The sequence below is a fragment of the Streptomyces sp. Je 1-79 genome, from assembly GCF_025195125.1.
Classification (GTDB): domain Bacteria; phylum Actinomycetota; class Actinomycetes; order Streptomycetales; family Streptomycetaceae; genus Streptomyces.
This window is the reverse complement of the sequence record NZ_JAMGSL010000001.1, coordinates 117,777-137,294: the sequence shown is the minus strand read 5'-3', so window position 1 is coordinate 137,294 and position 19,518 is coordinate 117,777. Positions and strand designations below refer to the sequence as shown.

Here is a 19,518-nt window from a genome sequence, read left to right as displayed (position 1 = left end):
ACTTCACCGGGCAATGGTCGCGCGATCCGTTGACACGCCCCGGACCAGCCCCTACGGTCACGCCTACATTTCGAACGTGTGACGAAATTTCGAACGAGACCGAGGGGCAACTGCCGTGCGCATCACGGGAATCAGCACTCATGTCGTCGGAACTCCCTGGCGGAACCTCACGTATGTGCTCGTCCACACCGACGAGGGGCTGACGGGTGTGGGCGAGACACGCATGCTCGGCCACACCGACGCGCTGCTCGGCTACCTCCGCGAGGCGGAGGCCAACCACATCGCGGGCTCCGACCCGTTCGCCATCGAGGATCTCGTCCGCCGGATGAAGTACGGGGACTTCGGACGGGCCGGCGAGATCGTGATGTCCGGCATCGCGGTGGTCGAAATGGCGTGCTGGGACATCAAGGGCAAGGCGCTCGGGGTGCCGGTCTGGCAGCTGCTCGGCGGCAAGGTGACCGATCGGGTCAAGGCGTACGCCAACGGCTGGTACACCACCGAACGGACCCCGGAGGCCTATCACAAGGCCGCCCGCGCGGTGATCGACCGGGGCTACCAGGCGCTGAAGATCGACCCGTTCGGCACCGGGCACCTCGAACTGTCCCACCAGGACACGCTGTACGCGGTCTCACTGATCGAGGCCGTACGGGATGCCATCGGGCCGGACGCCGAGCTGATGCTGGAGATGCACGGCCGGTTCTCGCCGGCCACGGCGATCCGGCTGGCCCGGGAGATGGCGCCGTACCGTCCGGCCTGGCTGGAGGAGCCTGTGCCCCCGGAGAACCTGAAGGCGCTCGAGAAGGTCGCGGCGAAGGTGGACCTCCCGATCGCGACGGGTGAACGGATCCACGACCGCGTCGAGTTCCGCGAGCTCTTCGAGAGCCAGGCCGTCGACATCCTCCAGCCGGACGTCGGCCACCTCGGCGGCATCTGGGAGACCCGGAAGCTGGCCGCGACCGCCGAGACGCACTACATGATGGTCGCCCCCCACAACGTGGGCGGCCCGGTGCTCACCGCCGCCTCCCTTCAGGTCGGCTTCTCCGCACCGAACTTCAAGATCCTGGAGCACTTCAACGACTTCGCGGACGCGGAGATCAAGAAGGTGGTGAAGGGCGCCCCCCAGGTGGTGGACGGCCACTTCCACCTCTCGGACGCGCCCGGTCTCGGCGTCGAGCTCGACATCGACGCGGCGGCCGAGTTCCCGCAGCAGCAGGCCCGCTTCGACCTGTGGGCGGACGGCTGGGAGCGGCGCTCCCCCGCGACGCGGGGCGGCGGGGCGTGAGCCGCGCGGTCGGCGGACCGGGGCACGCGGTGGTCGTCGACGCGCCCGGGCGCCACCGCCTCGTCCCCCACGAGGAGGTCCCGCCGGGCCCCGGAGAGGCCCTGGTGCGGGTGTACGCGAGCGGTGTCTGCGGCAGCGATCGCGAGGTGTACGGGGGCACCCGGCCGAAGGGGTACGTGCGGTATCCGCTCACCCCCGGCCACGAGTGGTCGGGCACGGTCGCCGAGGTCGGCGAGGGTGTCCCGAAGGGGCTCGTCGGCCGGAAGGTGGTCGGCGAGGGGTTCCGCTCGTGCCAGGTCTGCGAACGTTGTCATACGGGCGACACCACGCTCTGCACGGCCGGATACGACGAGACCGGCTTCACCCGGCCGGGCGCGATGGCGCCCACGCTGACGCTGCCGGCCCGGCTGCTGCACGTCCTCCCGGACGACGCCGACCTGACGGCGGCGGCTCTCCTCGAGCCGGCGGCCTGTGTCGCGGCCGCGGCCCTCGCGGCGGCGCCCCGGCCCGGCGAACGGGTCGCCGTGGTCGGCGCCGGGACCCTCGGGCTGATCGCCGTACAGCTGCTGGCCGCCTCGTCGCCCGCCGAACTGTACGTGGTGGAGCCGCGGCGCGAACGGGCCGAACTGGCGCGGGAGTTCGGTGCGACCGCCGTGCTCGACGGGCCGGAGGAGGCGGCGGGCCGGTGCGATCTGGTCCTGGAGGCCGCCGGAGCGCCCGGCTCCGCCCGCGCCGCGGTGGGCCTGGCCCGCAGGGGCGGCCGGGTCGTCCTCACCGGTATCCCCGCGCCCGGAGCGGCCGGCCTCGACCCCGCGGAGCTCGTCATCGGGCGGCTGACCCTGCACACGGTCTTCGGAGCGCCGCCCGCCGCCTGGTCGCACGCCGTACGCGCCTTCGGGGCGGGGCTGCTCGACCTCGGCGCGCTGGTGACGCACGAGCTGCCGCTCGGGGCGTTCCCCCAGGCGATCGAGCTGGTGGGATCCGGGGACCCCAAAGTCGGGAAGGTGCTGCTGCGGCCCTGAGGCTCCCCGACCGGCGCCCGTACCACCGCGCGCGTACCACCGCCCGGAAGACGCGTACCCCTCGATCCGTACATACCGATCTGTACACACCGATCCGGACCCCTCGATCCCGACACACCGATCGTCCCCCTCGATCCGAACCACGTCCGACATACCGAACACGGAGGACCGCTCGTGACCGACGCTCCGCCTTCACCGCCCCGCCGCCCCGGAGAACGCGCGCTCGCCGCCCTCGGGCTCGGCGCCCCCGCCCTCTCCCCCGCGGACACCTCCCCGCACGCCTTCCCCGACGGCGGCAGCTGGCGTACCGAGGTGCCTTCCGTGGAAGGCCCCGAGGCGCTGGCGGCGGTCCTGGAGGAGTCCGCGCGGCTCGACGTGCCGGTCCACCGGGTCAGCCAGGGCAGCGGCGTCTGGATGCTCACGGACGGCGAGATCGCCGAGATGGTCCGGGCGGCCGCCGAACGCTCCGTCGAACTCTGCCTGTTCACCGGCCCCCGCGGCACCTGGGACATCGGCGGCTCCGTCCGCAGCGACTCCCGGGGCGGAGGCCTGCGCGCCCGGGGCCACGACGCCGTCGCAGGCTGTGTGGAGGACGCCGTCCGCGCCACCGAACTGGGCGTCCGGTGCCTGCTGGTGGCGGACGAGGGCGTGCTGTGGACGCTGCACCAGGCCCGGCGCCACGGCGTGCTCCCCGCCGACACCACGCTGAAGGTCTCGGCGCTGATCGGCCCGGTGAACCCCGCCGCGTACGCCGTCCACGAACGTCTGGGCGCCGACTCGGTGAACGTGCCGAGCGATCTGCCGCTCGCCCATCTCACCGAGATCCGGCGGGTCAGCGCAGCGCCGATGGACATGTACATCGAGGCGCCCGACGACCTGGGCGGCTACGTCCGGATGTACGAGGTCGCCGAACTGATCCGCCGAGGCGCCCCGTTGTACCTCAAGTTCGGTCTGTCGAAGGCGCCTTCGCTCTACCCCTCCGGTCTGCATCTGCGCGAGACCGTCCTCGCCACCGCCCGCGAGCGGGTACGCCGCGGCCGGCTCGCGCTCGATCTGCTGGCCCGCCATGGCGCCGACGGCGGGATGTCACCGCTCGGCTCCCGGCTGCCCGGCCCCCTGAACCGCTTCCCGGACCCGATCCACCACACCGACAAGGACTGATGACATGCGTATGCGCAGTTCCGCCACCGCCACCGTCCTCGCGACGTCCCTCGCCCTCGCCCTCACCGCCTGCGGGCAGAGCGGCGCGGGCGGCGCCAAGGAGGAGAAGGGCGCCGAGGAGCTGACGGTGGGCATCGCGATGCCCACCAAGTCCTCCGAACGCTGGATCGCCGACGGCAGGAACATGGTGAGCAGTCTGGAGAAGTACGGGTACCGGACGACCCTCCAGTACGGCGAGGACGACCCGGACCAGCAGGTGTCGCAGATCGAGAACATGATCACCCAGGGGGTCGACGCTCTGGTGGTGGCGGCCATCGACGGCCGCGCGCTCGCCAACGTGCTCCAGCAGGCCGCCGACGCGAAGATCCCGGTGATCTCCTACGACCGTCTCATCCTGGGTTCGCCGAACGTCGACTACTACGCCTCCTTCGACAACGAGAAGGTCGGCGAGCTCCAGGGCGGCTATCTCGTCGACAAGCTGGGACTCAAGGACGGCGGCAAGAAGGGGCCGTTCAACATCGAGCTGTTCGCCGGCTCGAACGACGACAACAACACCCGCTACTTCTTCCAGGGCGCCATGAACGTCCTCCAGCCGTACATCGACAAGAAGCAGCTGGTCGTCAGGTCCGGCCAGACCAGGCTCAACCAGGTGACGACGCTGCGCTGGGACGGCGGCCAGGCCCAGAAGCGCATGGACGACCTGCTCACCTCCTCGTACGCCAAGGAGCGGGTGGACGCGGTCCTCTCGCCGTACGACGGCATCTCCATCGGCATCCTGTCCGCGCTGAAGTCCGACGACTACGGCAGCGCGAGCAAGCCGCTGCCCGTCGTCACGGGTCAGGACGCCGAGGTCGCCTCGGTGAAGTCGATCATCGCGGGCGAGCAGACCCAGACCGTGTACAAGGACACCCGCGAACTGGCGAAGGTCGCGGCACAGATGGTCAACGCGCTTCTCGACGGCAAGAAGCCCGAGGTCAACGACACCACCACGTACGACAACGAGAAGAAGGTCGTCCCGGCCTTCCTGCTCGACCCGGTGAGCGTCGACAGGAGCAACTACCAGGCCGTGCTGGTCGATTCCGGCTACATCAAGGCCGGCGACCTCAACTAGACCCCGACCGGAGAGGAGTGGGTGTGCCATGGCGGGACCCGTCCTGGACATGCGCTCGATCATCAAGACCTTTCCCGGCGTGACGGCGCTGTCGGACGTCTCCCTGACCGTCCGCGCGGGCGAGGTCCACGCCATCTGCGGGGAGAACGGAGCGGGCAAGTCGACGCTGATGAAGATCCTCAGCGGTGTGCATCCCCACGGCAGTTACGAGGGGGAGATCCTCTTCCGGGGTGAGCCCTGCCGGTTCAGGGACATCGGGGCGAGCGAGAAACGCGGCATCGTCATCATCCACCAGGAGCTCGCCCTGGTGCCGTACCTCTCCCTCGCGGAGAACATCTTCCTCGGCAACGAGCACGCCACCCGTGGCGTGATCAGCTGGGACCGGACCCTGCGCCACGCGGCCGCCCTGCTGCGCCGCGTGGGTCTGGACGACCATCCGCAGACCCGGGTCGCGGACATCGGCGTCGGCAAGCAGCAGTTGGTGGAGATCGCGAAGGCGCTCGCCAAGGAGGTGAAGCTGCTGATCCTCGACGAGCCGACGGCCGCGCTCAACGACGAGGACAGCGGCAAACTCCTCGGTCTCATCGAGGAGTTGAAGGAGCAGGGGATCACCTCGATCATCATCTCGCACAAGCTCAACGAGATCGCCCGGGTGGCGGACTCGGTGACCGTCCTGCGGGACGGCCGGTCGATCGAGACCCTCGACGTGAAGGCGCCGGAGACCACCGAGGAGCGGATCATCCGGGGCATGGTGGGCCGCGACCTGGACCACCGCTTCCCCGAACGGACCCCGCACGAGCCGGAGCGGGGCGCGGCACCGGCGCTGGAGATCCGGGACTGGACCGTGCACCACCCGATCGACCAGCACCGCAAGGTCGTCGATGGCGTCTCGCTGAGCGTCCGGCGCGGGGAGATCGTCGGGATCGCGGGGCTGATGGGCGCGGGCCGCACCGAGCTGGCGATGAGTGTCTTCGGGCGCAGTTACGGACGGTACGGCGGCGGTACGGTCCTCAAGGACGGTGTGGAGATCCGTACGCGCACGGTGCCGGAGGCGGTCGGGCACGGCATCGCGTACGTCACCGAGGACCGGAAGCACTACGGCCTCAATCTGATCGACACGATCAACCGCAACGTCTCCCTGAGCGCGCTGCCCAGGGTGGCCCGGCGCGGCATCGTCGACGAGCACGAGGAGACCAGGGTCTCCGAGGGCTTCCGCCGGTCGATGAACATCAAGGCGCCGACGGTCTTCGAGCCGGTCGGCCGGCTCTCGGGCGGCAACCAGCAGAAGGTCGTGCTCAGCAAATGGATCTTCGCCGGTCCGGACGTCCTGATCCTGGACGAGCCGACCCGCGGGATCGACGTGGGCGCCAAGTACGAGATCTACACCGTCATCGACCGGTTGGCCGCCGAGGGCAAGGCGGTCCTCTTCATCTCCTCGGAACTCCCCGAGCTGCTCGGCATGTGCGACCGCGTCTACACCATGGCGGCGGGCCGGGTCACGGGTGAGGTGTCCCGCGCCGAGGCGACCCAGGAGCTGCTGATGCGGCACATGACCAAGGACAAGAGGGAGCACGCATGAGCACCGATCTGACGGCGGGGACCCAGGCCGACGACACGGGCCGGAGCCCGTCCGGCCCTCCCGAGAGGTCCGGCCCCGGGGTCGGCCGGCTGATCCTCGACGGGCTGCGCGGCAACATGCGGCAGTACGGCATGCTGATCGCGCTCGGTCTGATCGTGGCGCTGTTCGCCGTCTGGACGGGCGGTGACCTGCTGTTGCCGCGCAACGTCTCCAACCTGGTCCTCCAGAACAGCTACATCCTGATCCTGGCGATCGGCATGATGGTCGTCATCATCTCGGGCCATATCGACCTGTCGGTGGGCTCGCTCACCGCCTTCGTCGGCGCGGTGGCCGCCGTGCTGATGGTCGAACACCGGATGGCCTGGCCGCTGGCGGTGGTGCTCGTGCTGCTGCTCGGCGCGGCGGCGGGCGCGATGCAGGGGTTCTTCATCGCGTATCTCGGCATTCCGTCGTTCATCGTGACCCTCGCCGGCATGCTGCTGTTCCGCGGCCTCACGGAGATCTTCCTCAAGGGACAGACGATCGGGCCCTTCCCCGACGGGCTGCAGACGGTCTCCAACGGCTTCCTGCCCGAGGTCGGGCCGAGCACCGACTACCACAATCTGACGCTGCTGCTCGGCCTGGCCCTGATGGTCTTCGTCGTGTGGCAGGAGGTGCGGGACCGCCGCCGTCAGCGGGAGTACGCCCTGGAGGTCGCGCCCGCCGGGCTGTTCGCCGTGAAGCTGGGAGCGCTCGTCGCCACGGTGCTGGTGTTCACCCTGCTGCTCGCCAGCTACAAGGGCGCCCCCGTCGTCCTCCTGATCCTGGCCGCGCTCCTGGTGGGCTTCGGCTACGTCATGCGGAACGCGATCGTGGGACGCCATGTGTACGCGATCGGCGGCAACCTTCCGGCCGCCAAGCTCTCCGGCGTGCGGGACAAGAAGGTCACGTTCCTGGTCTTCCTCAACATGGGGGTGCTCGCGGCCCTCGCCGGTCTGGTCTTCGCCGCCCGGTTCAACGCCGCCTCGCCCAAGGCGGGCATCAACTTCGAGCTGGAGGCGATCGCCGCGTCGTTCATCGGCGGAGCCTCGATGAGCGGCGGTGTCGGCACGGTCCTGGGCGCCATCATCGGCGGCCTGGTCCTCGGCGTGCTGAACAACGGCATGAACCTCGTCGGGATCGGCACGGACTGGCAGCAGGTGATCAAGGGGCTCGTCCTGCTCGCCGCGGTCGGTTTCGACGTGTGGAACAAGCGCAAGGTCGGCTCCTGACCGGCCTGTTCCCGGCCGTCCGGGCGACGTCGCGTGGGCGGGCCGGAAACGGCCGAGGCCCCTGCCGGGAGCGGCAGGGGCCTCGGTTCTGGTGCGGGTGCGCCGGGGATCAGACCGCCGGGGCCGGGTAGGTCGGGTACTCGACGCCGGAGACGTGCTGGACGACCCGGATGACCTGGCACGAGTAGCCGAACTCGTTGTCGTACCACAGGTAGAGGATCGCGTTGTCGCCGTCGACCTTGGTGGCGCCCGCGTCGACGATCGAGGCGTGGCGCGAGCCCACGAAGTCCATGGAGACGGCGTCGGGGGCGGTGGTGAAGTCGATCTGGCGCTTCAGCGGCGAGTGCAGCGAGACGTCGCGGAGGTGGTCGAGGACCTCCTCGCGGGTGGTCTCGCGGCCCAGGCGCAGGCTGAGGATGGCGATCGAGACGTCCGGGACGGGGACGCGGATCGAGCTGCCGGTGATCGGCGCCTTGAGGTCCGGCAGCGCCTTGGCGACGGCGGAGGCGGCACCGGTCTCGGTGATGACCATGTTCAGCGGCGCGGAGCGGCCACGACGGTCGGCCTTGTGGTAGTTGTCCAGCAGGTTCTGGTCGTTCGTGAACGAGTGGACGGTCTCCACGTGGCCGCGCAGCACGCCGTACTCGTCGTCCATGGCCTTCAGCGGCGGCACGATCGCGTTGGTGGTGCAGGAGGCGCAGGAGAGGATCTGCTCGTCCGGCTTGATCGTGTCGTGGTTGACGCCGTGGACGATGTTCGGGACGTCGCCCTTGCCCGGGGCCGTCAGGACGACCTTGTCGATACCGGGGCGCAGGTGCTTGGAGAGGCCCTCGCGGTCCCGCCACTTGCCCGTGTTGTCAATGAGGATGGCGTCCTTGATGCCGTGCGCCGTGTAGTCGACCTCGGACGGGTCGTTGGCGTAGATCACCTTGATCGTGTTGCCGTTGGCGACGATCGTGCTGGTCGCCTCGTCCACGGTGATGGTGCCCTGGAACTGGCCGTGGATCGAGTCGCGCCGCAGCAGCGAGGCGCGCTTGACGATGTCCTGGTCACCGCCCTGGCGGACGACGATGGCGCGCAGCCGCAGACCGTTGCCGGAGCCGGCCTTCTCGATGAGCAGACGGGCGACGAGGCGGCCGATGCGGCCGAAGCCGTAGAGGACGACGTCGCGGCCGTCGCGGCGCTCGATCTTGTCGGCGCCCGTGGCACCGGCGACCGCGGAGGCGGTGAACTCCTCCACCGAGAGGCCCTGGTCATCGCTCTTGTACGCCTCGGCGAGGAGCGCGATGTCGATCTGCGACGGGCCGAGGTCGAGCGTGGTGAGCGCCTTCAGGAAGGGCAGGGTCTCGGTGACCGAGAGCTCCTCGCCGGCGATCTGGCGGGCGAACCGGTGGGTCTTGAGGATGCTGACAACCGACTTGTTCACCAAGGATCGGCTGTGGACCAGGACCGTGACGTCCCGCTCCCGGTGCAACTTACCGATGATCGGAATCATCGACTCCGCGATCTCCTCGCGGTTCTTCCAGCTGGTGAACGAGTCGTCATTGACAGTCACGAGTTCATCTTTCGAGCTAGGCGGTGCTCATATGCTAACCCGTCGAACATTTGATCTTTCCCCGGGGCCTTTCCGACCGCCTTCCCCGGAGCCTTTACGACCCCTCTTCCCGGCCCCCGCTCGCCTCAGGACCCCCCGACGGTCACGACGACCGAGTGCCAGCCGGCCGCCCCGTCCGGCATGGTGTCGGTGCGCCGCTCGGGCTGGGTCACGCCGGCGCCGTCGGTGGCCCGGACCGTGAGGGTGTGGCGGCCGGGCCCTGCCTGCCAGGGGTGGACCCACTGGCGCCAGGTGTCCCGGCTGTCCTCGGTGCCGAGCCGCGCCTGGCGCCAGGGGCCGTCGTCGACTCTGACCTCCACCCTCGCGATGCCGCGGTGCTGGGCCCAGGCCACCCCGGCGATCATGACCGTGCCCGCGTCGAGGCGGGCGAGCGCCCGGGGGGTGTCGATCCGCGACTGGGTCTTGACCGGCGCCCGCGCCGCCCAGCCGCGCGGGACCCAGTAGGCGTCGTACGCGTCGAAGGTGGTCAGCTCGATCGACTCGATCCACTTGCAGGCGGAGACGTAGCCGTACAGCCCAGGGACGATCATGCGGACCGGGAAGCCGTGGTCCAGGGGCAGGGGTTCCCCGTTCATCCCGAAGGCGAGCAGGGAGTCGCGGCCGTCCATGACGTCCTCGACGGGGGTGCCGATGGTCATGCCGTCGACGGAACGGGCCACGAGCTGGTCGGCCGGGCCGCCCTCGGAGGGCGGGCGCACCCCCGCCTCGCGGAGCAGGTCGGCGAGGCGCACGCCGAGCCAGCGGGCGTTGCCGACGAGGTCTCCGCCGACCTCGTTGGAGACACAGGCGAGAGTGATGTCCCGCTCCACCACCGGGCGGGACATCAGCTCCGGCAGGGTCAGGGAGAGCTCCCGGCGCACGCCCTCTCCGTGGACGCGCAGGCGCCAGTCGTCGGCGTCGACCCCGGGGACGACGAGCGCGGTGTCGACCCGGTAGAAGTCCTTGTTGGGGGTGATGAACGGGCCGATGCCGGGGACGTCGAGCTGCGCCCCCGGGGGCACGGCCGGCGCGGGCGAGACCGGCCGGGGCAGCCGCAGGGCCCTGCGGGACGCCGTGACCCCTTCGCCCGCGGGGGTGCCGGCCGCCCGGCCGAGCGCGGCGGCGGCGGTCGCCGCCAGGCCCGTCGCCGCGGCGACGACGAGGAAGCTCCTGCGGTCCCCCCGGGCGGCCGCCTCCGGGAGCTCTCCGGCGCCCGGGGCGAGCAGCCTGCCGATGAGGACGTACAGCAGGACGGCTCCGGCCACCGCCCCGACCAGCGAGGGCACCGCGTCGAGCGCGGAGTCGGAGTCGGGCCGGCTCACGGCCGCGAGGGCGCCGATCACACCGAACCCGAGGATCCCGGCGGCGGCGGCCGCGCGGTGGCGCAGGGCGAGCACTCCGAGCGCCGCGGCGATCAGTCCGAGGACGAGCAGGATGCCCAGCATGAGGACGGCCTTGTCGCTCTCGCCGAAGGTGCGGATCGCCCACTGTTCGACCGCGGACGGGGTGCGGTCGACGAGGACGTCGCCCACGGCCGTGACCGGGCCCGCCTCGCGGCGGATCCGGCCGGCGAGGAGGTCGGCCACGGCGAGGGCGACGTAACCGGAGAGGACACCGCCGAGCGCGGCGAGCAGCCGGTCCGTGCGGGTCGGCGGCCGGGGGGAACGGGTGGCGTTCATGGTTCCCAGCATCGGCGTCGGGGGGCCGCCGGGTGCGGGATTTCAGCCGCGTGCCGCCCCCGCGTCGTCGATCAGCTCCGCCAGGGCGGCGCCGAGGGCGTCGAGCCCGGGTCCGGCGGGGCCGCCGGGCTCCCGCATGTAGACGTCGCGGCGGATCTCGATCATCAGGGCGGTGACGCGCGCGTCGCGGCCGTAGTGGTCGAGCGGTACGTACGTCCCCGCGAAGGGGCTGTCCGTCCCGATCCCGCCGAACGGCGCGAACGCCTTCCTCGCCGCTTCCACCAGCGCGGGCGGGGTGTGGAAGGGGTCCGTCCCGAGACAGATCGGCGGGCGGGGGCCTTCGCCGTGGAGCTCGTAGGGCAGCGCCTCGGTCGGGTACGAGTGCACGTCGATGATCACGACACGTCCGGCCGCCGCGAGCCGCTCGTCGACGGCGGCCGTCGTGGCCCGGGCGTACGGCGTGAAGAACCGCTCCAGGAGCGGCTGCGCGTCGAAGCCGGCCGGGCGCAGCTCGGCGCGGTGCGTGGTCCGGGTGTAGACCGCGCCCATCCCGACCGCGCGCATCTCCTCGCGCTCGTCGGGGAAGCGCTCGGGGTCGACGACCAGCCGGGAGAGCCGGTTGACGAACCGCCACGGGGTGACGGCGGCGGTGCGCGCGGCCGCGGCGGCGATCTCGGCGGTGTGGGAGTCGGTGATGTGGTCCAGTTCGAGCGCGAGCTCCTCGTCCCCGAGCACGATGCCCTCGCGCACGTCCGGGGGCAGCTCACGGGAGGAGTGCGGGACGTGGAGGAGCACCGGGGAGTCCGGCGCTCCGGGGAGGAGCTGGAAGGGGTGCGGTGCGTCGGTCATCGGCGGTCCTCGCTGTACGGCTTCGGTGGCTTCCGGTACCAGCATGATCAACGGAGCGGGGGCCGGGGCGCCGTGGCCGAAAAGCAAGGGGCGTGTGACCGGAAGGGCGGCCCGATCAGCTCACGCCGAGCGTGGCCGGCAGGGCCCCGTCCGCGGGCCTACGGACCGGGCGGTGGTGGCGACACGCGCCGCGACCACCCCCGGTCCGTACGGTCAGTTCCGCGTCGGCGCGGCGTCCCGGACCGTGCCCGTGAACTCCGGGCCCTCGTGCGGTTCCCCGATCCCGTCGTACGTGGTCAGCCGCGCCCGCAGGGTCTCCGTCGGCTCGCGCACCGCGTCGGCGACGGTCGGCACCGTCACGTCGGCGCTCGTCCGTCCGGCGGGCACGTACGCCGAGAAGGACGGATCCTCCCAGATCCGGGAGAGCGGCCGGGGCGGAGCGGGGACCTCGCCGAAGTTCTCCTCCAGCCAGCCCCGTGCGACGTCCGCGGTGGACAGCTCGGCGCCGCCGGCGACCGGCAGGAGGACGATCGAGCCGCCGACCTCCACGTCGGCGACCGCGGACAGGGTCAACCGCCAGGTCAGGGGCTTGCCCTCGGTGACGTCGGCCGCGACCGGGGTCAGCGTCACGGTGGGCATCGCGTCGTCGTTCCGCACGGTGACCCCACCGCGGTGGGAGCCGACGGCCACGCCGCGTACCGCCTTCACGGACACGTCCTGGGTGAGGTCGTAGCCGTAGCGGGTGTTGCCCCGCACCTCCACCGGTACGTCGATGCTCTGGCTGCCGGGGGCCACCGTCACGATCCGGGAGGTGGTCTCGTCCGTGCCCGGGCGGGGGACGAACACACGGACCTGGCCGCTGCCTTCGCCCGAGACGTGGACCGGGACCCGGTAGGTGCGGACCCCTGCGTCCCCCTCGTCCACGGTCGTCCGGCCGATGTCGACGCGGGGCATGGCGGCCGGGCGGGCCTCCGGGGTGCCGGGGCGCCAGCCCCAGGCGTCCATCAGCCACGCGCTTCCGGAACCGCCCCGCGGGGTCAGTTCGAGGGTCGTGACCCGGCTCAGGTCCAGGCCGGACCGGGCGGCGGCGGCCAGCGGGACGCGGAGCTCGCGGGCCCACAGGGACGTGGTCCGGTCACTGCCGGGGAGTCCGTCGATCTTGGCGGCCACGCCGAGGCGCGCCCGGCGGCCGGAGGCGTCGACGAGTGTGACGTCCATCCGTGTGCCGGTGCTGTTGGGCGGCACGATGACCCTCAGCGCCAGCGCCTCGGAGCCCTTCAGCGAGACGGGGACGGCGGTACGGACCGTCACCGGCGGACCCACGGGGCCCTTCTTCCACCGGAACGCGACGGCGTCGCGGCCCGGTTCGGGCGATGCCTCCCAGTGCGCGAAGTGCGGCGACCGGCCGCTCGCGTCGGGCGCCAGGCAGGCGCGGTCGGGGTCGGGATCGATCTGGGCGCACACCCGGCCGCCGGTGACGGCGACCGAGGGACCGGGCAGGAAGGCGGGGGTACGGTGCGCGCCGACGGCGTGGCTGAGGACGCGCGCGGGACCGGCCGAGGGAGCGCGCCGGCCGGTGCCGTCGAGCAGCGGACGGACCCGGTCGTCGCCGCCGACGAACAGCTGGGCCGCCGCGGCGATGTAGGTGGCGCCCGCGGCCTGCTGCTGGGTGGCGGTCAGCCGGGTCGCGGTGCCCGGCGAGCAGACCGGGTCGGTCGTCTCGTCCGCGAAGAAGTCGTCGTCGGCGGGCGCCTCGGCCTGCCCCGGAGTCCACTCGCTGTTGAAGAAGTTGTGGTTGGCACCGGGCATGTACACCGAGCTCTGGAGCGCGGCGCCGCGGCTCACGCCACGCGTGCCGTCGACGTAGATCTGGCCCTGGAGGTCGGAGACGTCGCCGTCACAGCCGGGCAGCACGGTCATCGAGGGCACGTCGGGGGCCGGGTTCTGCCCGAAGATCGTGGGGCCGATCAGCACGTTGCCGCGGATGGTCCACCGCACCGGGCCCTGATGCCCGTCCTGGTCGGCGGGCGGGCGGTGGAGGCTGTCGAGTGCGGCTCGGTTGACGCCCTCGCCGCCTCGGGAGTGGCCGACGAGCAGCACGCGGGAGAGGTCGGCGGGCGACGCGGCGCGTACGGCGGACGGCGCGCCGGCCGGGTTCTCGGACCACTCCGCCCAGCGGGCCAGGTGCTGCCGCACCAGGGAGGAGCGGGCCTGTGCTCCGGCGTCCTCGGCGAGATGGTCCTGGGCGTTGATGCCGTTGGCGGAGATCGAGACCGTCACGTAGCCCTGGGAGGCCAGCAGTTGCTGGGCGCGCAGATAGCCCTTGTGGCTGGGGATCGGCCGGGTGCCCGGGCCGCAGGGCCAGTCGCCGGTCACCTCCTCGCCGGCGCCGTAGCAGGTGGCGTGACGGCCGTGCAGGAACAGCGCGAGCGGCCGCTTCCCCGGCGCGCTGGCCGGTCCGACGACCACGGCCCGCATCTCGACGGGCTCGGCGTAGCCGGGCAGCCGCACGGACTTCAGGTCGTACTCGCCGCTGACGGTGCGGTAGCCGCCGGGTACTCCGGGGTCGACCGGGTTGGCCGGGAAGGGCGCCTCGGTCAGCGCGGAGCGCGCGGGGGGCCGGGCCCGGGAGGGCTGGGCGGGGGCGTCGGCGTCCAGACGGCGCCCGCCGGCGACCACCTTCAGGTCCTTCCCGGAGCCGAGCCGCAGGCCGTCCGCCCTGAGCCGGTACGCCTTGCCGTCGGCGGCGGGCACCGGGATGCCGAGCAGGCGGTTCCCGGCATGGAACTCGACGCGGGCATCGCCCATGGGCACGGGGTCGGGTGACGTCCAGACGAGTTCCCGGTCGGCGCCCTTGCCGGTGAGGCGCCAGCCCTCGGGGAGCTCTCCCTCGTTCCCCTGCACGCCCGGGCTCCCCGCCCGCGCCAGGGACCCGGGCGACGGCTCGGCGTACGCCGTTCCGGGCGACGCGGCGGCCAGCGCGAGTAACGCCAGCGTCGCGGTCACCGCACGTGTGACACGTATCAAAGCGGTCTTCCTCACGATCGGTCCTGTCGCGACGCCTCGGATCGTCCCGGGGTGCCGCTCTCGTGACCGGAGGACGGCAACCGACCGCCGTGGGTTGCCTCATGGGCCGGAACCGGACCGGAGGTGTGTGGAGAGCCGGCGGGGATTTCCGCACGGGGGTAGGCCCGCACGGCCCTCTTGTTATACGTTCCGTCTAACAGCTTGCTAGATGTCGCATCTAATAAGCGTGCGACGTCTCGACCCTAGGAGCCGCACATGGCAAGCAGCACCGTCCCCCCGGAGAGCGAGCGCCGCCACGCCGAGCAGGAGGTCGCCCGGCGGCTGCTCGAATCGGCCGCGAAACTCTCGTACGACCCGGCCACGGAAGTGGACTGGGAGACCCCGCTGGACAAGGACTTCCACGGCGCGAGCCCCGAGTGGAGCACCCTCTACGGCACCGCGTACTGGAACGAGTTGACCGAGGCTCAGCGCAGGGAGCTGACCCGCCAGGAGGCGGCTTCGGTGGCCAGCACGGGCATCTGGTTCGAGATGATCCTCCAGCAGATGGTGCTGCGCGACATGTACGCCAAGGACCCGACCGACCCCCGCTTCCAGTGGGCGCTCACCGAGGTCGCCGACGAGTGCCGGCACTCGATCATGTTCGCCCGCGGCGCGGAGAAGCTCGGCGCGCCTGCCTACCGTCCGCGCCGGATCGCGGTCGAACTCGGCAGGGCGTTCAAGACGATCGCCTTCGGCGAGGCGGCGTACGCGGCGATCCTGGTCGCCGAAGAGGTCCTCGACGTGATGCAGCGCGACTGGATGCGCGACGAACGGGTCGTGCCGTTCGTCCGCACGATCAACAACATCCATGTCGTGGAGGAGTCGCGGCACATGAAGTTCGCCCGCGAGGAGACGCGCAGGCGGCTGCGCGGGGCGAGCCGGGCGCGCCGTCAGTTCCACGCGCTGGTGATCGCGATCGCCTCGTACGTCATCGTCACCAGCATGGTGGGCCGGAAGGTCTACGAGAGCGCCGGACTCGACGTCGAGCGCGCCGTCGCCGAGGCGAAGGCGAACGAGCACCACAAGTCCCTGATGCGGTCCAGCTGCGCGGGCCTCATGGAGTTCCTGGCCTCCGCCGGGCTGCTGACCAGGCCGGCCCTCGCGTTCTACAAGCGCGCCCACCTGATCTGACCGAAGCCGACCGAGCCGACCCGAGCTGAGCCGACGACATGACCTACGCCATCACCCAGACGTGCTGCAACGACGCCACCTGCGTCGCCGTCTGCCCCGTCAACTGCATCCACCCGACGCCGCAGGAAAGGGAGTTCGGCAGCACGGAGATGCTCCACATCGACCCGGCGACGTGCATCGACTGCGGCGCCTGCGCCGACGCCTGCCCGGTCGACGCCATCTTCCCGGTGGACAGCCTCTCCCCCGCGCAGGCCGGGTACGCGGCCGTCAACGCCGCGTACTTCGCCGGCAAGGAGGCCCCCGCCGAGCCCCCGGGACCCAACTTCCACGCCTGGGGCGCGCCGGCCTTCGAACGCAGCCTGCCCGCCGACTTCGCGCCCATCCGCGTCGCGGTCGTCGGCACCGGCCCCGCCGGGATGTACGCGGCCGAGGACCTCCTGCTCCACACCAACGCCGAGGTCACCCTGGTCGACCGGCTGCCCGTGGCGGGCGGTCTCGTCCGGTACGGCGTGGCGCCGGACCATCCGGCGACCAAGAAGGTGGGGGACACCTTCGCCCGCTTCCACGCCCATCCCCGGGTACGGATGCGGCTGGGCGTCGAGGTCGGCAAGGACGTCACGGCGGAGGAACTCGCCGCGCACCACGACGCGGTCGTGTACGCCGTCGGCGCCTCCGCCGACCGACGGATCGGCGTCCCGGGCGAGGAGCTGCCCGGAAGCGTCTCGGCGACCGCGTTCGTGGCCTGGTACAACGCCCACCCGGAGTGCGCGCCGGACGCGATCGACCTGACCGGCGCCGAGCGGGTCGTCGTGGTCGGCAACGGCAACGTCGCGCTCGACGTCGCCCGGATCCTCGTATCGGACCCCGAGGCGCTGGCCGGCACCGACATCGCCGACCACGCGCTCGCGGCCCTGCGCGCGTCGCGGGTCCGCGAGGTCGTCCTGCTCGGGCGCCGGGGCCCCGAGAACGCCGCGTACACGGCCTCCGAACTCGTCGCCCTCACCCACCTGCCCGGCGTGCGGCTGGTCGTCGACGACCACGATCCGCGGACCGGCGCCGCGATCGACGGCGCGGAGCCGGGCGAGAAGGCCGCGCTGCTGCGGGACGTGGCGCGGGAGGCCGTCGACTGGTCGCGTCCGCCGGCGGCGGGTGCACGGCGCATCGTGCTCCGCTTCCACTCCGCGCCGTCGGCCCTGACGGGCGAGGACGCCGTACGGGGCGCGCGGGTGACGGAGGGCCCGGGCGAGCGGGAGATCCCTGCCACGCTGGTGCTGCGGGCGGTCGGCTACCGCGGGATGCCGGTGCCGGGCCTGCCGTTCGACGAGGCGACCGGCACGGTGCCGCACGAGCGCGGCCGGGTGACCGGGATGCCCGGGACGTACGTCGTCGGCTGGATCAAGCGTGGCCCCTCCGGCGGAATCGGCGCCAACAGGACCTGCGCCGCCGAGACGGTCGGCACGCTCCTGGCCGACGCCGTGGCGGGCGCTTTGCCGGTTCCGTCCCGTACCGCTCAGGCGTTCCGGCGGCTCGCCCGCAGGCGCGCCGCCGAGGTGGTCGACGCCCGGGGCCTGGCCGCGATCGACAAGGCCGAGCGGGCACGCGGGCGGGCCTCAGGACGCCCACGGGTCAAGCTCGGCACGGTGGCCGAGCTGGTCGCCGCGGCGAAGGGCGGCCGCCTGCGCCGCCCGAACTGAGCACAGGTCACGACCGGCCGTACCGAGCTCACTACCGGCCGCACCGAGCCGGGCCCGGCGGGCGCGACTGCCCGTACGGGCCCGGCGGGCGGCCGGTCAGCCGGTGACCTTCTGCCAGGCCGTCGTACCGAGCAGGCCCGTCTCGCCGATGTCCAGGCCGCCTTCCGGCTCCACCGTCTGGCGCTGCGCCCCGGCGGCCGGGCCGATCTCGACGTACACCCCGCTCCCCCGCCGGGTCGCCGCGTCGACGGCCGAGTACCGCCAGACGAAAACGCTGCGCGCGGACTCCCCGGGCTTCAGCGTCACGGGGTGCGCACCCGGATCGTCGAGCTGGGTGATGGGTCCGGGCCCCTTGAGCACGGTGACGTCCATGGGCTCGCGGTCGACGTCCCGTACCCGTACGTCGGGATAGCCGTTGACGCGCTGCTCGCCGGCACCGCAGTTGGTGAGGGTCACCGGCATGGCGCGCAGCCCCATGGCCGCGTTGACCATTCCGGTGGTCACCCGGACACCCGTGGCCGGGCAGCCCCGCGAGGTTCCGGCGGAGGGCGGTTCGGCCTCAGGAGTCGCGCCCGGGCCGCCGGGCGGTTCGGCCGAGGCCTGCGCGCCGGTCCGTCCGGGGTCGATCTCGCGGTCGAGTTCGGCCCCGAGACCGCACCCGGCGGCCAGGACGGCGGCCGCCGCGAGGATCAGGCCGTGCCGCGGAGATATGACGGTCATGGAGCGATCATCACACGCGCGGCGCCCGGCTACTCGAACCGCGTGGTGTCGCCCGCCCCCCGGCGTACGATCTCCGGCTCGCCGCTCGAGAAGTCGATGACGGTCGTCGGTTCCGTACCGCAGTCGCCGGAGTCGAGGACGGCGTCCACCGCGTGGTCGAGCCGCTCCTTGATCTCCCAGCCCTGGGTCATCGGTTCGTCCTCGCCGGGCAGGAGCAGCGTGCTGGAGAGCAGCGGTTCGCCGAGCTCCTCCAGGAGCGCCTGGGTGACGACGTGGTCCGGGATCCGGACGCCGACGGTCTTCTTCTTGGGGTGCAGCAGCTGGCGCGGGACTTCCTTCGTCGCCGGCAGGATGAAGGTGTAACTGCCGGGCGTCGCCGCCTTCACGGCGCGGAACACGTCGTTGTCGACGTGCACGAACTGGCCGAGCTGCGCGAAGTTCTGGCACACCAGCGTGAAGTGGTGGCGGTCGTCGAGTTCGCGGATGGAGCGGATCCGGCCGATGCCGTCGCGGCTGCCGATCCGGCATCCCAGCGCGTAGCAGGAATCCGTCGGGTACGCGATGAGCGCGCCGGAGCGGATGCTGTCCGCCATGGTGCTGATGGTGCGTCGCTGGGGGTTCTCGGGGTGCACGTCGAAGTACTTCGCCATGCGGGCAGTCTAGGTTCCCTGCGGGTCCGGCCCGGGACGGCGGGCCGGTGCGGGTCACCGCACCTCGGGGCGGGCGTCAGGCCGCGAGGCGCAACTCCTGGCGCAGGACGATCGCGTTGAGCCGGATCGTGTACGGCGCGACGTCCATGATCTCCAGGGCGGCGGCCTTCTCCTTCTCCAGTCCGACGGTCACGTCGATGCAGAAGGCGATCGCGTACATGTGGTCCCCGGTCTCCTCGTCCTGGAGGGCGAAGAACAGGTCCCGGTAGTAACTGGTGCGGTCCGGGCCCTCGTCGTAGTACGCGAGGCCCGGCCCGCCCTCCTGCGCGGCGAGGCCGGTGAAGGCGTCGGCGAGCTCCTTCTCGACCGTGTCCCAGAACGAGGCCTCGGCGAACTCACCGGGCAGCGCCTGGCGGACGGCCTCCTTGAGGGAGAGCACCATCACCATGACGGGGGCGTGCTCCTGGAGTCCCCAGCCGCGGACCATCTTGACGACGGCGCTGTCCGGGACGGCGGCGGCTGCCTGGTGGATGTTCTCGAAGTCGAAGTTGACGGTGGCCGGCGCGATCGCCTCCTGGAACAGCCGGTCGATGGCCCTGGCCTGGTCGAGGTGGTCCGGACCCACCTCGATGACGGTCTTGAAACTGGCGGTCATGACTCTCCTGATGCGTCGTGGTGATCAAGGGGGGTCAGTATGCCGTCTGGCGTCGGGCCGCCACACTCTTGTCGT

At 71.9% G+C, this 19,518-nt stretch carries 15 protein-coding genes; 8 read left to right on the top strand and 7 right to left on the bottom strand.

What is annotated here, in order from left to right:
* The first annotated feature begins 115 nt into the window (after positions 1–115).
* From M5362_RS00595 to mmsB, 6 genes are all read left to right on the top strand, one after another.
* Positions 116–1,282, top strand: a complete 1,167-nt coding sequence (locus M5362_RS00595) for a mandelate racemase/muconate lactonizing enzyme family protein (RefSeq protein WP_260225203.1) — start codon at positions 116–118, stop codon at positions 1,280–1,282.
* Positions 1,279–2,304, top strand: coding sequence for an alcohol dehydrogenase catalytic domain-containing protein (locus tag M5362_RS00590; protein ID WP_260225202.1), 1,026 nt, complete (start codon positions 1,279–1,281; stop codon positions 2,302–2,304). The genes M5362_RS00595 and M5362_RS00590 overlap by 4 nt, the downstream gene beginning before the upstream one ends.
* Before the next feature lie 174 nt (positions 2,305–2,478).
* The gene (locus M5362_RS00585) at positions 2,479–3,465 is read left to right on the top strand and encodes a hypothetical protein (protein WP_260225201.1); all 987 of its coding nucleotides are present in this window, start codon (positions 2,479–2,481) and stop codon (positions 3,463–3,465) included.
* 4 nt (positions 3,466–3,469) lie between these two features.
* Complete coding sequence (gene chvE / locus M5362_RS00580) at positions 3,470–4,576, top strand: multiple monosaccharide ABC transporter substrate-binding protein (RefSeq protein WP_260225200.1); 1,107 nt, start codon at positions 3,470–3,472, stop codon at positions 4,574–4,576.
* A 28-nt stretch (positions 4,577–4,604) separates the two neighbouring features.
* Positions 4,605–6,155, top strand: coding sequence for a multiple monosaccharide ABC transporter ATP-binding protein (mmsA, locus tag M5362_RS00575; RefSeq protein ID WP_260225199.1), 1,551 nt, complete (start codon positions 4,605–4,607; stop codon positions 6,153–6,155).
* Positions 6,152–7,405, top strand: a complete 1,254-nt coding sequence (gene mmsB / locus M5362_RS00570) for a multiple monosaccharide ABC transporter permease (RefSeq protein ID WP_260225198.1) — start codon at positions 6,152–6,154, stop codon at positions 7,403–7,405. Before mmsA ends, mmsB begins: the two co-directional genes overlap by 4 nt.
* 109 nt (positions 7,406–7,514) lie before the next feature.
* On the opposite strand, the gene M5362_RS00565 is transcribed toward mmsB, so the two are convergent.
* From M5362_RS00565 to M5362_RS00550, 4 genes are all read right to left on the bottom strand, one after another.
* Positions 7,515–8,960 carry a glyceraldehyde-3-phosphate dehydrogenase gene (locus M5362_RS00565; protein WP_260225197.1) on the bottom strand — a complete coding sequence of 482 codons (1,446 nt, stop codon included), beginning with the start codon at positions 8,958–8,960 and terminating at the stop codon, positions 7,515–7,517.
* A gap of 125 nt (positions 8,961–9,085) precedes the next feature.
* Positions 9,086–10,678, bottom strand: a complete 1,593-nt coding sequence (locus M5362_RS00560) for a molybdopterin-dependent oxidoreductase (RefSeq protein WP_260225196.1) — start codon at positions 10,676–10,678, stop codon at positions 9,086–9,088.
* A 42-nt stretch (positions 10,679–10,720) separates the two neighbouring features.
* Positions 10,721–11,527, bottom strand: a complete 807-nt coding sequence (locus M5362_RS00555) for an N-formylglutamate amidohydrolase (protein WP_260225195.1) — start codon at positions 11,525–11,527, stop codon at positions 10,721–10,723.
* A 213-nt stretch (positions 11,528–11,740) separates the two neighbouring features.
* Positions 11,741–14,554 (bottom strand): hypothetical protein, encoded by a 2,814-nt coding sequence (locus tag M5362_RS00550; protein ID WP_260225194.1) that lies wholly within the window; start codon positions 14,552–14,554, stop codon positions 11,741–11,743.
* Between the two features lie 255 nt (positions 14,555–14,809).
* Between M5362_RS00550 and M5362_RS00545 the strand changes: the two genes are divergently transcribed.
* Both M5362_RS00545 and M5362_RS00540 read left to right on the top strand, forming a co-directional pair.
* Positions 14,810–15,724: a diiron oxygenase gene (locus M5362_RS00545; RefSeq protein WP_260225193.1), complete on the top strand. Its 915-nt coding sequence runs from the start codon at positions 14,810–14,812 to the stop codon at positions 15,722–15,724.
* Positions 15,725–15,762: 38 nt separating this feature from the next.
* Positions 15,763–17,418 (top strand): FAD-dependent oxidoreductase, encoded by a 1,656-nt coding sequence (locus tag M5362_RS00540; RefSeq protein WP_260225192.1) that lies wholly within the window; start codon positions 15,763–15,765, stop codon positions 17,416–17,418.
* 96 nt (positions 17,419–17,514) lie between these two features.
* Here M5362_RS00540 and M5362_RS00535 read toward each other — a convergent pair whose 3' ends face one another.
* From M5362_RS00535 to M5362_RS00525, 3 genes are all read right to left on the bottom strand, one after another.
* On the bottom strand, positions 17,515–18,138 hold the full coding sequence (locus M5362_RS00535) for a DUF4232 domain-containing protein (RefSeq protein WP_260225191.1): 624 nt from the start codon (positions 18,136–18,138) through the stop codon (positions 17,515–17,517).
* Between the two features lie 29 nt (positions 18,139–18,167).
* A complete protein-coding gene (locus M5362_RS00530; protein ID WP_260225190.1) occupies positions 18,168–18,788 on the bottom strand; it encodes an L-threonylcarbamoyladenylate synthase in 621 nt (206 codons plus the stop codon).
* A 76-nt stretch (positions 18,789–18,864) separates the two neighbouring features.
* Positions 18,865–19,443, bottom strand: coding sequence for a Type-2Aa cytolytic delta-endotoxin (locus M5362_RS00525; protein WP_260225189.1), 579 nt, complete (start codon positions 19,441–19,443; stop codon positions 18,865–18,867).
* Positions 19,444–19,518 lie beyond the last annotated feature (75 nt).

Bases quoted from the DNA above. Each gene is read 5' to 3' on its own strand.
- M5362_RS00535 (WP_260225191.1), bottom strand. From the start codon at position 18,138: ATGACCGTCATATCTCCGCGGCACGGCCTGATCCTCGCGGCGGCCGCC.
- chvE (WP_260225200.1), top strand. From the start codon at position 3,470: ATGCGTATGCGCAGTTCCGCCACCGCCACCGTCCTCGCGACGTCCCTC.
- M5362_RS00545 (WP_260225193.1), top strand. From the start codon at position 14,810: ATGGCAAGCAGCACCGTCCCCCCGGAGAGCGAGCGCCGCCACGCCGAG.
- M5362_RS00540 (WP_260225192.1), top strand. From the start codon at position 15,763: ATGACCTACGCCATCACCCAGACGTGCTGCAACGACGCCACCTGCGTC.
- mmsB (WP_260225198.1), top strand. From the start codon at position 6,152: ATGAGCACCGATCTGACGGCGGGGACCCAGGCCGACGACACGGGCCGG.
- M5362_RS00560 (WP_260225196.1), bottom strand. From the start codon at position 10,678: ATGAACGCCACCCGTTCCCCCCGGCCGCCGACCCGCACGGACCGGCTG.
- M5362_RS00530 (WP_260225190.1), bottom strand. From the start codon at position 18,788: ATGGCGAAGTACTTCGACGTGCACCCCGAGAACCCCCAGCGACGCACC.
- M5362_RS00525 (WP_260225189.1), bottom strand. From the start codon at position 19,443: ATGACCGCCAGTTTCAAGACCGTCATCGAGGTGGGTCCGGACCACCTC.
- mmsA (WP_260225199.1), top strand. From the start codon at position 4,605: ATGGCGGGACCCGTCCTGGACATGCGCTCGATCATCAAGACCTTTCCC.
- M5362_RS00555 (WP_260225195.1), bottom strand. From the start codon at position 11,527: ATGACCGACGCACCGCACCCCTTCCAGCTCCTCCCCGGAGCGCCGGAC.